The sequence below is a fragment of the Hymenobacter guriensis genome, assembly GCF_015773195.1.
GTDB classification, from domain to species: Bacteria; Bacteroidota; Bacteroidia; order Cytophagales; family Hymenobacteraceae; genus Hymenobacter; species Hymenobacter guriensis.
Genome location: NZ_JADWYK010000003.1, coordinates 422,240 through 436,666, shown reverse-complemented (window position 1 = coordinate 436,666; position 14,427 = coordinate 422,240). Strand labels below are relative to the sequence as shown.

The window sequence follows — 14,427 nt, the reverse complement described above, 5'->3', positions numbered from 1 at the left end:
TTAGATACCAAGGTTTACACCCAGCGAGAAGGCACGGGGGCGTGGGTAGGAGCCAAACTGCTGGCCGTTGGCAGGCACTTCCGGGTCGAAGCCGGTGTGGTACTTGGTGAAGTTGTAGAGGTTGTTGCCCGAGAAATAGATGCGCAGGCTCTCAATGCCCTTCACGAAGTTGGACTTGAAGTTGTAGCCCAGCGTCACGTTCTGCACCCGCAGAAACGAGCCTTTCGTCACAAACCAGTCGGAGCCGTAGTAGGCGCGGTTGGCGTTTACGCTGGGGTACTCGTTGGTAGGGTTGTCGGGCGTCCAGCGCTGGAGCTGGCGGCTAGGCGAGAACTTGCGGAAGTCGAACACGTCGTTGCCGTACACGCCGTAGAGCTGGGCCGACAGGTCGACGCCGTGGCTGCTCACGCTGGTATTGAGGCTGTACAGGAACTTGGGATTCGGGTTGCCGATGATGGTGCGGTCCTTGTCGTCCACCACGCCGTCACGGTTCAAGTCCACGTACTTGATTTCGCCGGGCTTGGCCATGTCGCCCGTCAGGCCGGCGGCCTGGCCTTCCTCCACGGTCTGAATGATGCCGTCGGTTTTGTAGCCGTAGAACACGTTGATGGGCTCGTTCACGATGAAGGCGTTGAGCGGGGCGCGCAGCATCTCAATGCTGCTGCCGTTCCACACGAAGTTGTCTTCGCCCATGCTCAGGAGCTTGTTGCGGTTGAGGGTGAAGTTGCCGCCTATGCTCCACTGCACCGGCCCTTCCAGGATGTTGGTGTTCACGCCCAGTTCAAACCCCTTGTTTTCAATTTCTCCATCGTTGATCCACAGCCGGTCGTAGCCGGATGATGGGGTGATGTAGGTTTGCCGCAGCAGGTCGCTGGTGCGCTTGTAGTAGTAGTCGGCGCTCAGCGTGAGGCGCTGGTTGAACAAGCCCAGGTCGAGGCCGGCGTTCAGCTGGGAGGTTGTTTCCCAGCGCAGGTCGGGGTTGGGCACACCTTCCCAGATCTTGTTGTAGCCGTCGTAGCCGAAGGTGCCGGGCCCAAAGCCGGTCTGGAACTCGCCGCCGGTGAAATAGCGGCCCGAGCCCAGGCGGTCCAGCGTCTGGTAGGGGCTGATGCCCTGATTGCCGGTCAGGCCGTAGCTCAGGCGCAGCTTGGCTTCCGTTACGGCGGACACGTCGCGCAGGAAACCTTCTTCGTGCAGCTTCCAGCCCAGGGCCGCTGAGGGAAAGAACGCCCACTTGTTGTTGGCCCCGAACTTGGACGAGCCGTCAGCCCGGCCAGTGAAGGTGAAGAGGTACCGGTCGAGCAGGGAGTAGTTCACCCGCCCGATAAAGGAGTTCAGCAGGGACTTGGTCTGACCGTTCGTGGTGTACTGCGTTTTCGCCGTGTTGAGGTTTTCGTTGCGCAGGGCATCGTTGATAAACCCGCGGCCTTCGAGCCGGGAAGTGCGCACCGTGAAGTTTTGCGTGGTGTAACCAGCTACAATATTTAAATTATGCGCCGTGCCAAGATTTTTATTAAAGGTGAAATAATTTTCATTCAGTAATTCATTGCCATTGTAATTATCGATTACACCGTAGCCATTAAATAAATAACCCGTACCAGTAATATCACGAGGCTCGTACACGTCGCCTACTGAGTTGCCGTATTTATCACTAACCTGCGTGCGGAAATTTAGCCAATTAGTAATATCCCAGCTCAGGAACAGTGTACCGAGTACGTCAATGGTCTTGCTTTTATTTAATACCTCGTTGGCGTAGGCTATGGGGTTGCCAAAATCCCGCGGACCGATTTTAAAGTAGGTGCCGTCGGCGTTGTAAATCGGGAATACCGGGGAGCGGTCGGCCGACAATCCCCCGCCAGTGCGCTGGGTATGCGTTAGAATCAGGTTCACGCCGGTCGTCACGTTGTTGAGCAGCTTCTGCTCCAGGTTCAGGCGGCCGTTGTATCGGTCGTAGTAGTTCTTGATGGCCAAGCCTTCTTCCTTGTAGTAGTTGCCGGAAACCGAGAACTTGGTTTGCTCGTTGCCGCCGCTACCTGTGAGCGTGTAGCTCTGCGAAAAGGGGTTGCGGTACACTTCATCGGGCCAGTAGGTGCGGGTAGGCCACTTGGGTTTGTTGGGGTCCTCGCCGCGCAGCTCGGCCACCGAGGGGTAGTAAGTACCCAGGTAATCCTGGCCGGTGAACAAGGGCGTGAGGCCCGCATTCTGCCGCGCTTCATTGTCGATAACGGCCACATCTACCGGGTCCGACCACACATCCAGCTTGCTGGGCAGGGTGGAAATGGTGTTTAGGGTGCTGAGGGTAATGCGGGTCTTACCGGCCTTGCCTTTCTTGGTCGTTACCAGAATCACGCCGTTGGCACCGCGGGAGCCGTAAATAGCCGACGCTGAGGCATCTTTCAGCACCTCAATGCTTTCAATGTCGTCGGGATTGATTTGCTTGAGGTTGCCAGCCTCGCCCCAGGGGTAGCCATCTACTACCAGCAGCGGGCTGTTGGAGCCGTTGATGGAGCTGGCCCCGCGAATGCGCACCGTAGCGCCGGCGCCCGGCTCGCCGGATGGCACCACTACCTGCACACCCGCAATCTTACCCTGCAGCAACTGGTCCACGGAGGAAGCCGGTGTCCTGTTCAGGTCGCTGCCTTTTAGGGAAGCTACCGAGCCGGTCACGTCGCTCTTGGCCACAGTGCCGTAACCAATTACTACGGCTTCATTCAGCAGATTGGCGTTTTCCAGCAGAGCCACATCGGCCATGGCCAAGTTCTGACCTGCTACCACCGTTATGGCCTTTTTCAAGGTGTTGAACCCCACAAAGGAAATCACCAGGTTGTGGCCCCCAGCGGGCACATTCTGCACCGTGTAGGTACCATCGGCATTGGTAGAGCTACCGAGCGAGGTGCCCTCCACGAGGACTGTGGCGCCTGGTATCCCCACCTGCTTCTCGTCCAGCACGCGGCCGCTTACCGAGCCAGTTTGGGCGTAGGCCGTACCAATCGTCGCGGTGCAAGCCAGCACCAGCAGCAAGAGCAGCTTGCTGGCAAAGGCGCGGCACCCAAGCCCGGTGCTGGCTAACCAAGGAATCCATTGCAGCAGCGGTTGCGGGCTGCGGTGTTGGAAGGGGTAGTGTTGTCGCATATGCGTAGGATCAGGTGTTATTAAAATGAGTGGGATTTACTTTAGGCAGGAAAATAATATTCTTATATAGGGCATAGCAATAGCTGATATAAAAGCTGATACTTTATTTATTGAATGACCTACTCTTTACTTATAAATAATACTCAAATTTATCAGTCTGTTAACCAAGTAAATAATACTTTTTTATCAATTAATTATCATGAATTCAATCATTGATCAAAAGCATTCCATCCTAATTTATGAAATCGATGAATCCCGCTTTTAAAACCACGCAATCGGTTCCTGTAATTGCCTGAAACGATTGCACTAAACGGGCACTGAAGCCCGCAGCAGATGCAGCCGAGCCGTTTCCTTTTTGCAACGCTCAATGACTTCCAGGCAGGCCCGCATATTGTGGTAAGGGCACTTCCAGAAGCCAACTTTATCCTGGCCCGTCATGGGTTGGTAGTCGGCCTCTACGCCCCAGTGCCACTCCCCCTGGGCATAGTCCAGCAGGTGCTGCTTGACAAAAAGCCAGGCCCGGCGCGAGTGGCGCAGCATCAGCTCATCTTGACTTAGCTCGTAAGCATTGAGAAAACCGACCATAGCCTCGGCACTCACCCACCACTCGCGGTGCAGATCCAGGTGGCCGGTGCGGCGGTTCAGCTCGTGGGGCAGGCTGCCGTCGGGCAGCAGGGCTGCGGCAGTGGCCTGGGTAAGCTGCCGGCCCGCCGCGTTTATCTGCGTCAGCAGGTCTTCGTCGCCCAGCACCTCGGCCGCCTCGCGCAGCAGCCAGGCCGCTTCAATGTCGTGCCCGTAGGATTCCAGCTCGGCTACGGGGCGCCAGTCGGCGGTGAAAAACAGGCGCAGGTGTCCGGTTTCCGCGTCTACGATGTGGCTGAGGAATGTGGTGAGCAGGCCGCGCAGCTGCGCACCCAGCCCGGCTTCCGGCCAGATGCGATACAGGTTGGCGTAGGCTTCCAGAATATGCAGGTGCGTATTCATGGTTTTGGGCGCGGGCTGGTCCTTCTCACTCAGGCGCACATCGGCCAGCGGCTCGCCCCGGCGGCCAAAGGCCTCGAAGTAGCCGCCGTGCTCGGCATCAAAGCTGTGCTGCTCAATCCAGCGAAACAGCTCCTGGCTTACCTGCAACGCCAGCGGGCACTGCGTAGCCCGGTGGTATTCGCTCAGCCCATAGATGGCGAAGGCCAGGGCGTAGATCTGCTTGCGGGTATCGAGCGGCTGTCCCTGGGCATCGAGCAGCCAGTAGATGCCGCCGTGCTCGTGGTCGAGGAAATGGGCCAGCAGATAATCCAGGGCCCGGGCAGCCGCGACGCGGTGCTTTTCCTGCCCGGTGTGCCGGTACACGGCCGAAAATGACCACAGGATGCGTGCCTGCAATATTCCTCCCCGACCGGCGGCCGGGTCTACCGCGCCGTTGCTGTGCATCCGGCCAATGAAGTCCCCGGCAGGGTTCACGGCTTTTGTCAACCAGAACTCCGTGAGGCGCATCAGCTCGGCTTCGGCTTCCTGCTGGTAGGCAGCCAGCTGCTGCAGGCGCACCTGGATGGCGTGCGGGCTCATACCGTTACGCCATTGTAGTGCGGGGCGGCCTTGCGTGGAGCCCGGTCCTGGTACGCCTGGTTCTGGTCGATGAGGGCATTGATCTGGCGGACCGAGGCGGCAGAGCTGAACTCGTCGGCCGGCGTGTGCAGGGCATAGTCCACGAGCTGCTCCACAGTGGTAGTGGCCACGTGGGTGCGAGTGTCGGAGGAGGCGTAGTAAATGAACACGGTGCCGTCCTCGTCCAGAATCCAGCCGTTGCTGAACACCACATTGGATACGTCGCCCACTCGTTCCTCGCCTTCGGGGGCAATGAAGTAGCCGCCCGGCTTGTGCAGCACCTTGGCCGGCTCGTGCAGGTCGGTCAGGAACACGTAGAGCACGTAGCGCAGGCCGGCGGCGGTGTTGCGCACACCGTGGGCCAAGTGCAGCCAGCCCTGGTCCGTTTTGATGGGCGCGGGGCCCTGGCCGTTTTTCGCCTCGTATACCGTGTGGTACTGCTTGCCGTCCACAATCCACTCCTGGTCTACCACCGCGTTTTCCATCGAATCGGTCAGACCAAAGCCGATGCCGCCGCCGGCGCCCGCCTCAATAAAGCTGTCCTGGGGCCGGGTGTAGAGGGCATACTTGCCTTGCACGAACTCCGGGTGCAGCACCACGTTGCGCTGCTGGGGCGAGGGTGTGCGCAAGTCCGGCAGCCGCTCCCAGGAAACCAGGTCGCGGGTGCGGGCAATACCGCACTGGGCCACTGCCGCCGATTCGTCGCCGGGGCGGGCGGTGGGGTCTTTGCGCTCGGTGCAGAACAAGCCGTAAATCCAGCCGTCCTCGTGCTGCACCACGCGCATGTCGTACACGTTGGTATCGGGCTCCGCGGTTTCCGGCATGGTGATGGGCCGCTCCCAGAACACAAAGTTGTCGATGCCATTGGGGCTTTCGGCCACCGCAAAAAAGGACTTGCGGTCCAGCCCTTCCACCCGGGCTACCAGCAGGTATTTGCCCTCGTGCTTGATGGCGCCGGCATTGAAGGCGGCGTTGATGCCCAGCCGCTCCATCAGGTAGGGATTAGTACGGGGGTTGAAGTCGTAGCGCCAGCTTAGGGGGGCGTGAGCGGCCGTGAGCACCGGATGCTGGTAGCGGGTAAAGACGCCGTTGCCCAGGGGCTGCGGCTTGTTGGGGCGGGTGAGCAGCGACGACTGGTAGTTTTCCAGCGCGTGGAGGCGTTGTTGAAATAAGTTTTCCATCAGAAAACGACTGGGTGAAGCGAGGCTTATTGCTTGGTAATCTTGAGAGTGTGTACCTGCGTTGCGCTCTGCACGCGCAGCAGGTAGAGGCCGGCGCGCAGGCCGGCCAGCGGCAACCGGCGGGCACTACCGGGGTCGGAGTAGGTGGCCACCGTCTGGCCGGTGCTGGTGAGCAGGGTGAGCTGGGTAGCGGCCGGCCAGCCAGCGCCCAGCGCCACCGTGAGTTGGTCGGCGGCTGGGTTTGGGTAAGCCTGCACGCGGAGAGCGGGGTTGGCGGCCGGAGTTGCGGCGGTAGCCAGGCCGCCGTACACGGCCAGCTCCCGGATGGAAAAGCCGTAGGCCGTGCCCCGTGCCGTTCCGCGCAGCTTCACGTAGCGTGCCGTGGTGTTCAGGTCGGGGTACTCGTTGAATAGGCTGGTATTGCCGGTTACTTTCCGCAGCGTCGTCCAGGTAGTTTGGTCGGTGGAAGCCAGCAGCTCGAAGTCCTTGCCAACGGCTGTTTCCCACAGGATGGTGAGGTAACTGAGCGGGTAAGTGGCCCCCAGGTCCACGACCAGCTCCTGTGGGTCGGCGTAGAGGGAGCTCCAGCGGGTGGTTGGGTCGCCATCCACGGCAAACCGGGCCTCGTTCGGGGCTTCGGTGGAAGATACCGTGACGGGGCGCTGGTAGGCCAGGTTACCCGCGTTGGGATTAGCGGCATTCCAGCCGGGCATTTCTTCCAGGGTCAGCACGTTAGCGGCCGAGTACAGGGCCTGCAGCTGGGCGGTGGTATTCTGCGAAAAGACCAGCTCCGACCAACCCATAAAATACGTCCACTTGGGTTGGGCCTGCAGCTGGGCGGCGGTGGGCAGTTGGCCCAGCTCGCCAATGGCAATGGGCTTGCCCGCCGCCACGGCCAGCATGGCCTCGTACTTGGCCGTGGTCAGTCCGTCCCCGTTGTAGAAATCCAGCGAAGCCACGTCGAAGTAGTCGGCGCCGGGGCTGTAGTCCGCTACGTCGGTGGGTAGGGTCGGGAAGTCCTGGATGTTCCATACCCACACGATGTTCGACAGGCCCTTGGTATTTTTCAGGTAGTCGTGGGTGATTTGGTAGAGCTTACGGGAGCCGTTGGGCCCAGACCGCCCGCCCCACCAGAAGGCGCTTTGGTTGGTTTCGTGCAGGGGCCGGAACGCCACTTCCACGCCCCGGCTTTTCAGGTACTGAAAGTAGGGCACCAGCTCATCAAGCCAGGTTTTCCAGCGGGCGTTCAGCACGGTGCCTTCCGTGACCAGGGCCGTCCAGTCGGCGTCGGACATGGTGCTGGTGACGCCGCCCGCGAACTGGCAGGGCGACACGTTCTGGGCGGGGTTGCAGGCATGCCAGGTCAAGGTAACCAGGGCGCCCTGCTGCCACTGTTTCTCGGCTTCCAGCACCATCTGCCACCGGTCGTTGTACTCCCGAAACAGGAAGTCGCTACCCCACAGGCCGGCGTACTTGCCGGTGGTAAACTGCAGCTTGTCGGTGTAGAAGGTAGGCTCGTTCAGCGGCTCCTTGTTGTGAATGCCGCCGATGGTTTTCTTGCCGGAGATGCTGTACAAATAGTTGAGCGACTTGAGCGGCGTTTGGGCCGCGGCAGGCCAGCAGGCCGCCAGCAGCAATAGGGCGGCCAGCCACCGCAAAACCGGGCGGGCAGCTAAAAATGAAGTAGAGAAAGCAGGCATGGGGTGGGAGTTCAGATAAGCGAGCCGGCAGCAACCGATTGATACTATTTTGCAGCTCCCCACGCGGAGGAGCTGCAAAACGAGTTAAAAAGCGTTGGTAGTGGGCAGCAGTAATTTCCCCTTACCCTAGTACTGCCGAGCCAAACGCCACATTCAAAGATACCTGGTGCCCGGCCCGCCGGTGTAATGAATTCTTAGCGTTGTCTTGTAGAAAATTAACCCGGCGAATCCCGCCACCTAGTAGTCCGACAAGCGGTTCCACCAGGTTTTTTTCAGGATGGTTACGACCACGGCCAGAATGGCAAGCGCCACGAGCATTGGCAGCTTCTGGGAAAGCAGCAGGTACATGGGTAGAATGGTGAGGCAGAGCTGCGCGATGATGCCCAGCACCACGTTGAACATGTTCAGCCGAAAATTGCGGTTGGGCTGGAACGCCGGGTCTTCGGCCACCACTAGGGCATTGATGGGACCCCAGAATCCCCAAGGCCGCACGTTGCGGTAGAACGCCTTGAGCACCTCCACGTCGGTAGGCGGCGAGAGGTAAGTCCCAATTACCGAGCCCGCCATCGACAAGGCAAACAGCACGGGGAAAAAATACAGGAACTCCACGCCCTCAAAAAACCGCGAGGCCACCAGCGCCGACACGATGCCAGTGAGCATACCCCAGAAAAAGCCCGTGGCATTGAAGCGCCACCAATGCCACTTGAGCACGTTGGAAGCAATGTAGCCCCCGTACAGCGCCGACACTATCCATTGCAGCACGCTGTTCACGTCCTTGGCCAGAAAGCCCAGCAGCACGCCCACGGCCACCACCACCACGCCCACCAGATAGTTGATGGACATGATTTGCCCGGTACTGGAATGGGGGTTGATGTACTTCAGGTAGATGTCGTTGACGATGTAGGCCTGGGCAGCATTCACCGTGCCGCTGAACGTGCCCATAAAGGCGCCCAGCAAGCCCGTCAGCACCAGGCCCATCAGGCCCACGGGCAGAAACCGGTTGATGGCCTCAGGCAGGATCCGCTCAAAGTCCATGGTGCCGTTGGGGGCGACCAGGTTCATTTGGTCGTAATAGAGCAAGCCCAGGATGGTAAGGCCCACGATCAGCGAGTAGCGGATGGGCAGCAGGATAATGGACACGAACCCGCTCATCTTGCTGGCCTCCTCGGGCGAGCGGGTCGAGAGAATCTTCTGCATATCGTAGTTGGGCGCCGGGCCGGCCAGGGAAGCAAATACGCCCTTGAAGGCCATCATCATAAAGAAAGTGGCGAACAGAGAATACCCGTCGCTGTCGATTTTCTGGTTGACCTGCCCGATGATGCGTGACCAGTCCAGGTCCAGCCGCTGCCCGAAAAACGGGTTGTACCAGCCCGCGGGCACGTTCAGGCTCTTGCCCTGCAGCTCCAGGTAGGCAATGACGGCAATGGCCAGGCAGGCCACCGTCATGATGGCGTACTTGATCAGGTCGCCGAGCACGATGCTGTGCATGCCCCCGATGATGGAGTAGAACATGGCAAAGAGCGTGAACACGATGCCGTACATGTGCGGCACGTACTGCGGGGCCACGGCAAACGGCACGTAGTCCTTCACCAGCGTCCAGGGCACGAAGATTTCAATGAACTTGCCCAGCCCCACGAAGCCGTAGGCCAGAAAGCCCAGGCAGCTGAGCAGCGCAAAGGCAATAACCACCTGGTGGGAGGCCGCCACGCCTGGCCCGCGGGTGCCGAAGCGCGTGGCCAGCCACTCGGCCCCGGTGGAGGCGTTGGAGCGGCGCAGCCAGCGCGAGAGGTACATCATCAGAAACACTTGGTTGAACACGGGCCACAGCCAGGGAATCCAGATGCTTTTCATCCCATACACAAAGCACAAGCTCACCATCCACATCGTGCCGCTGATGTCGAACATATCGGAGGCGTCGCTCAGGCCGAGCTTGTACCAGGGCAGGGTTTTGCCGCCAAGCAGGTAGCTGTCCTTGTCTTCGCGGGCCTTTTTGCGGTACCACAACCCAATGAAGACGGTGGTGAGCAGGTAGGCGGCAATGATGAGCAGGTCGAGCAGATGTAGGCGCATACAGGAATGGTGGGAGGTGAGAAACGCAGCGGGTAGAACACCCTTGATCAGGTGGTGCCAACCTGCCTGCCGAATAGATCCAAAAGTACCGCGCCCTCCACGCCTTTATTAATGATGTTTTAGCATAATCAGATACTTAAATAGCCTAGCACAGGATCATGTCTATTAAATATAGCCTCTGTGCCCTCTATTCAGTGTTTTTACGGTCAGCGGTGCCTGATACATGACAGATACTATCTTATCAAAACCTTGTAGTTTTAACGCATCCCACTACTGTTTTCTCCTATGGCCCACCAGATGATGCGGGAAATAACCCCGCTGACCCAGAACGACTGCTTCATGATTTTCTCCCGCGTCAAGCAGGAGTTCAACTTCCCGCTGCACTACCACGAGGAGTTCGAGCTGAACCTGATTGTGAATGCGGCCGGGGCCAAGCGCATCGTGGGCGACCATATCGAGGTGGTGGAGGACTTAGAGCTGGTGCTGGTAGGGCCCAACCTGAGCCACGCCTGGTTTACGCACCAGTGCCAGAGCCAAGAAATCCGGGAAGTCACCATTCAGTTTCATAAGGACCTGCTGGACGAGCGGTTTCTGCGCCGCAGCCAGCTCAACTTCATCCAGAAGATGTTTGAGAATGCGCAGCGGGGCATCCTGTTCTCGCGCGAGGCCACGGAGCGCATCCGGGACCGGCTCCTGTCGCTGGAGCGCAAAACCGGCTTCGACTCGGTGCTGGAGCTGCTCTCCATCCTGCACGACCTGTCGGCCTCGCGCAACATGCGCATCCTCTCGGATTCCTCCTTCACCAACGACCGGCTGCACTACAACAGCCGGCGCATTGAGAAGGTGTTTGAGTACATGAACGCCCACTACAGCCGCCCCGTGACGTTGGCCGAGGTGGCCAAGGTGGCCAACATGCCCGAGGTGTCGTTCAGCCGCTTCATCAAAAAGCGCACCGGCACCACCTTCATCGACAGCCTCAACGAAATCCGCCTGGGCCACGCCTCCCGCATGCTCATCGACACTACCCACAGCGTGGCCGAAGTGGCTTACAAGTGCGGGTTCAACAACATATCCAACTTCAACCGCATCTTCAAGAAGCGCAAGAACTGCACGCCCAAGGAGTTCCGGCAGAGCTTCTCGGGCACGCGCCTATTTATCTGAGTCAGGGCTTCTGCCTCGCTCAACCTCCTAATTCTTATCGTTTTATTGCCATTTTTTAACGACCTGGCGGGCTCGTTGCTTTTTTCCGGTTGATTGGCAACACCAACCGCCTACCGGCCGGCCCGCTTGCTTTGAGCGGCTCCCTGGCCCCGCCCTATTGCTTACTGCTGCCTGACCAGCCGTCCCCTTCTCGGGCAGGTGCGGGCCGCGCTTTGCCCCGGCCTGTAGCGCCGGCACCCTCCTGCTCTGACCCATCTTTTCCAACCCACCAATTCACTTACCATGTTCAACCTCAAACTCTGCGGGGCTATGGCTCTGCTGCTGCTGGCCGGTACTCAGGCTCTGGCCCAGACTTCCTTTAAAAGCCTGAACTACCTCTACTCCAACGCCGGGCAGCGCACGGTGGCGGGCCAGCACAACCGGGAGCCTAACTCCTCCCCTGCCGTGCAAACCAACCGTATCTACTCCATCACGGGCCAGTACCCCGGCCTGTGGAGCGGGGACTTTCTGTTTGCGTCCTCCGATGTATCGAACCGCTGGACGATGATCAACGAAGCCAAGGCCCAGTGGGCTAGCGGGGCCATCATTAACCTGATGTGGCACGCCTGCCCACCCACTCAGCCCGAGCCGTGCCAGTGGGAGGGCGGTGTGAAAAGCTACCTCAACGACACCCAGTGGAACGAACTGATTACCAACGGCACCCAGCTGAACAACAACTGGAAGGCCCGCCTTGACGTCATTGCCACCTACCTGCAGGACCTGGAAAATAACGGGGTGGAAGTGTACTTCCGCCCCCTGCACGAAATGAACCAGGGCATTTTCTGGTGGGCGGGCCGTCCCGGCGCCAATGGCACCCGCCGCCTGTTTCAGCTTACCCGCGACTACCTACGCAACACCAAGGGCCTGACCAACCTGATCTGGGTGTGGGATTTGCAGGATTTCAGCTCCCTTTCCTCCGACCTTACTAACTACAATCCCGGCAGCAGCTATTGGGACGTGCTGGCCTTGGATATGTACTATACCGATGGACAAGGCTACACTACGGCCAAATACAATGCGATGGTGAATGCCTCAGGGGGCAAACCCATTGCCATTGGCGAGTGCGAAGTGCTGCCCTCGGCCGGCCTGCTGGCGCAGCAGCCTCGCTGGGGCTTCTTCATGGGCTGGGCCGAGCTGGTGTTCAACACTAATTCCAACTCCAACACCAGCATTCAGAATACTTACTTCGCCAGCAACGTGCTGGTGCGGGGCGAGATGCCCGGCTGGGGTGGGGCCTTGCCCACAGCACCGAACCTAGCCTACAACCGGCCGGTAACCGTGTCGTCCTCGGAAAACACCACCAATACGGGCTCCAAAGCCGTGGATGCCAACGGCACCACGCGCTGGGCGAGTACTGCGGCCAACAACCAGAACATTATGGTAGACCTGGGAGCTACCTACAACATCAACCGGGTGCGCCTGGCCTGGGAGGCCGCCTATGCCCGCGACTACCAGGTGCAGGTATCTACCAACGGCACCACTTGGACAACCATAAAAGACGTGTGGGGCAAAGGATCAGCCGCGGCCGACGACCACACCAGCCTCAACGCCCAGGCTCGCTACGTGAAGGTTTACTGCATTAACCGCGCTACCAGCTATGGCTTCTCGCTCTTCGAATTTGAGGTGTATGGCACGGCTGCTGGGGCCCGCGCCCTGGCCACTAGCACGGCCCGGAACTTAGCCGAAACGCCTTTACAAGTGTACCCCAATCCGGTCACCGACCAGCTCACAATGCGCTTGGCACCAGGATGGGAGAGCAGCCAAGTGACACTATTCGACAGCCAGGGCCGCCAGGTATTGCGGGAACAGGTGGCGGGACTGAGTCACCAATTGCGCCTTTCTGTTCTTCCAGTAGGTATGTATCAATTACTGCTCAACAATGGGCGCCAGCAGGTAGTGCAGAGATTTACAAAACGCTAGTATGAGAAGGCGGTGGTTAAGTGCTGCCGCCTTTTCTACGCTTTATTCAGTGTTACCTTTTCAAATGTACAGTTGGCTTATGCTTTAAAAGGGGTAACTAAGTGGCTTCTACTCCTACAACAAACCTTCAAAAGCGGCATCCACGTGCTGAGAAGCAAAAGAATCCAAATAGATTGCAGTTACAGCTTCTGACTTATGCCCCATAGCCTGTGAGATAACCGCTGTGTTAGCCCCACTCCGGCGTAATGCAGTAGCAAAGGAATGGCGGGCTACGTAAGTAGTAAGCGGAACAGCAATGCCTATCCTCTCCCCTAGCTCCTTTAAGTCAGTGTTAACTTGGCCCAAAATCTTGTGTAGCCGATTTTTCACTTGGGTGGGTGTAAGATGCTTTGCAGCATCTAGAATGGGGAAGATATAGCAATTTGGGCTTGCTTGGGTACTGGCACGGTACTGCTCTACAATTGCTTCAACTGGTGCTAGCAACTTAACAGAGAACTTGCCACCTGTTTTCTGACGCAGGTAGGTAAGTCGTAGCCCATCGTCAGTAGCTAACAGGTTCTGCCAACGTAGCTGCGCTAGGTCAACGAAGTTGATACCCCCACAGTAGAAAGAGAAGACAAACACTGCCTTTGCCAGTTGATGGCGTTCCGTAGTTACAACCATATTCTCTAGTTGGCGAATATCGTCTCGGGAGATGGCACGCTTAGCAGTGCTTATATCAAACTTGCCGACCTGGAATTTATGCTTCTCTGCAGATGACCGTGCGAAAGGGTACTTTTCTCCCTTCGCTACACCGGCGGCAATGGCTTTATTTAGCACGGCCCTCAATGTTCGAAAGCGAAGCGACAGAGTAATTTCTTCTACTCCCGAGCTTCGCAAAGCCTCCTCCCAATTCAGGCAGAAGGCAACTGTTACCTGCTCAAATGGAATGTCATGTTGCTCTACCCAAGTGGCACGTTGCTGCTCCATCCCTTTGCCGAGAGGGGGTTCACCTATGCCCGCCTTAACAGCAAGGTATTTTGCCACTTGGTTTCCCAAATCACGATACACCGTAGAATTCCCGACCTGACCAGCCGCTACCATCCCGGCAGCCACCTCCTCGATATAGGCTAACAGCTTGATGCGGCGTTGCGCTTTGCGGTTTTCAATTGCCTTCTTCGCAATAGCTGGAGCGTCATGCTGCTCATCGGCCAGACTCAGTGCCTTAGCTGCCTCGGCGTATTTCTTCTCCCACTCCGCCAGTTTCACTATCAAGTCCTCTCGACCAGGTTCCGGATAGCTGCGGCGGATTTCCTTTTTTTTAGGATTCCAGTAACTCGGATGCAAACTCAAACCAGTAGCAATGTATTTCAACTTCCGGTCCTTGGTAATGCGAATCATGAACGGATGAGAGCCATCTGCTAGCACTTTAGAAGTGTAGTAGACAGTTTTTACCGAGGCCTTGCTCTCCTTGTGTTCTGTTGTTTTGCTCATGGCGTTTAAACCGTCGCTGGTTTAAACGCCAGTTTAAACAAGTATACTAAATAACGCTGAAAGATGATTGCAGGCGCTAAGCATGATCCGCTAAAATGAGCTTAAAACATAGATTCGGCAAACGATAACAACTTATAATAACACTAAAG

8 protein-coding genes are annotated in these 14,427 nt (G+C 58.0%); 2 read left to right on the top strand and 6 right to left on the bottom strand.

The window, feature by feature from the left end; genetic code table 11:
* The 5 genes from I5L79_RS07790 to I5L79_RS07770 all read right to left on the bottom strand — a co-directional run bounded on the left by I5L79_RS07790 (position 1) and on the right by I5L79_RS07770 (position 9,685).
* Positions 1–3,132, bottom strand: coding sequence for a SusC/RagA family TonB-linked outer membrane protein (locus I5L79_RS07790; protein ID WP_196954455.1), 3,132 nt, complete (start codon positions 3,130–3,132; stop codon positions 1–3).
* Between the two features lie 306 nt (positions 3,133–3,438).
* Positions 3,439–4,695 carry an AGE family epimerase/isomerase gene (locus tag I5L79_RS07785; RefSeq protein ID WP_196954454.1) on the bottom strand — a complete coding sequence of 419 codons (1,257 nt, stop codon included), beginning with the start codon at positions 4,693–4,695 and terminating at the stop codon, positions 3,439–3,441.
* Positions 4,692–5,915 (bottom strand): glycoside hydrolase family 130 protein, encoded by a 1,224-nt coding sequence (locus I5L79_RS07780; RefSeq protein ID WP_196954453.1) that lies wholly within the window; start codon positions 5,913–5,915, stop codon positions 4,692–4,694. The genes I5L79_RS07785 and I5L79_RS07780 overlap by 4 nt, the downstream gene beginning before the upstream one ends.
* Before the next feature lie 26 nt (positions 5,916–5,941).
* Entirely contained in the window at positions 5,942–7,615 is a 1,674-nt protein-coding gene (locus I5L79_RS07775) for a glycosyl hydrolase (protein WP_196954452.1), read from the bottom strand.
* Positions 7,616–7,852: 237 nt separating this feature from the next.
* A complete protein-coding gene (locus tag I5L79_RS07770) occupies positions 7,853–9,685 on the bottom strand; it encodes a sodium:solute symporter family protein (RefSeq protein WP_196954451.1) in 1,833 nt (610 codons plus the stop codon).
* Positions 9,686–9,970: 285 nt separating this feature from the next.
* On the opposite strand from I5L79_RS07770, the gene I5L79_RS07765 reads away from it, so the two are divergent.
* Together I5L79_RS07765 and I5L79_RS07760 are read left to right on the top strand one after the other, a co-directional pair.
* Positions 9,971–10,846, top strand: a complete 876-nt coding sequence (locus tag I5L79_RS07765; protein WP_196954450.1) for a helix-turn-helix domain-containing protein — start codon at positions 9,971–9,973, stop codon at positions 10,844–10,846.
* A gap of 282 nt (positions 10,847–11,128) precedes the next feature.
* A complete protein-coding gene (locus tag I5L79_RS07760; protein WP_196954449.1) occupies positions 11,129–12,805 on the top strand; it encodes a glycosyl hydrolase in 1,677 nt (558 codons plus the stop codon).
* 114 nt (positions 12,806–12,919) lie between these two features.
* Here the strand turns inward: I5L79_RS07760 and I5L79_RS07755 are convergent, their stop codons facing one another.
* Positions 12,920–14,278 (bottom strand): site-specific integrase, encoded by a 1,359-nt coding sequence (locus I5L79_RS07755; protein ID WP_196954448.1) that lies wholly within the window; start codon positions 14,276–14,278, stop codon positions 12,920–12,922.
* Between the last annotated feature and the right edge of the window lie 149 nt (positions 14,279–14,427).

What these genes read in the sequence shown, in the direction of transcription:
- I5L79_RS07790 (WP_196954455.1), bottom strand. Translation starts at nt 3,132, where the DNA reads ATGCGACAACACTACCCCTTCCAACACCGCAGCCCGCAACCGCTGCTG.
- I5L79_RS07785 (WP_196954454.1), bottom strand. Translation starts at nt 4,695, where the DNA reads ATGAGCCCGCACGCCATCCAGGTGCGCCTGCAGCAGCTGGCTGCCTAC.
- I5L79_RS07780 (WP_196954453.1), bottom strand. Translation starts at nt 5,915, where the DNA reads ATGGAAAACTTATTTCAACAACGCCTCCACGCGCTGGAAAACTACCAG.
- I5L79_RS07775 (WP_196954452.1), bottom strand. Translation starts at nt 7,615, where the DNA reads ATGCCTGCTTTCTCTACTTCATTTTTAGCTGCCCGCCCGGTTTTGCGG.
- I5L79_RS07770 (WP_196954451.1), bottom strand. Translation starts at nt 9,685, where the DNA reads ATGCGCCTACATCTGCTCGACCTGCTCATCATTGCCGCCTACCTGCTC.
- I5L79_RS07765 (WP_196954450.1), top strand. Translation starts at nt 9,971, where the DNA reads ATGGCCCACCAGATGATGCGGGAAATAACCCCGCTGACCCAGAACGAC.
- I5L79_RS07760 (WP_196954449.1), top strand. Translation starts at nt 11,129, where the DNA reads ATGTTCAACCTCAAACTCTGCGGGGCTATGGCTCTGCTGCTGCTGGCC.
- I5L79_RS07755 (WP_196954448.1), bottom strand. Translation starts at nt 14,278, where the DNA reads ATGAGCAAAACAACAGAACACAAGGAGAGCAAGGCCTCGGTAAAAACT.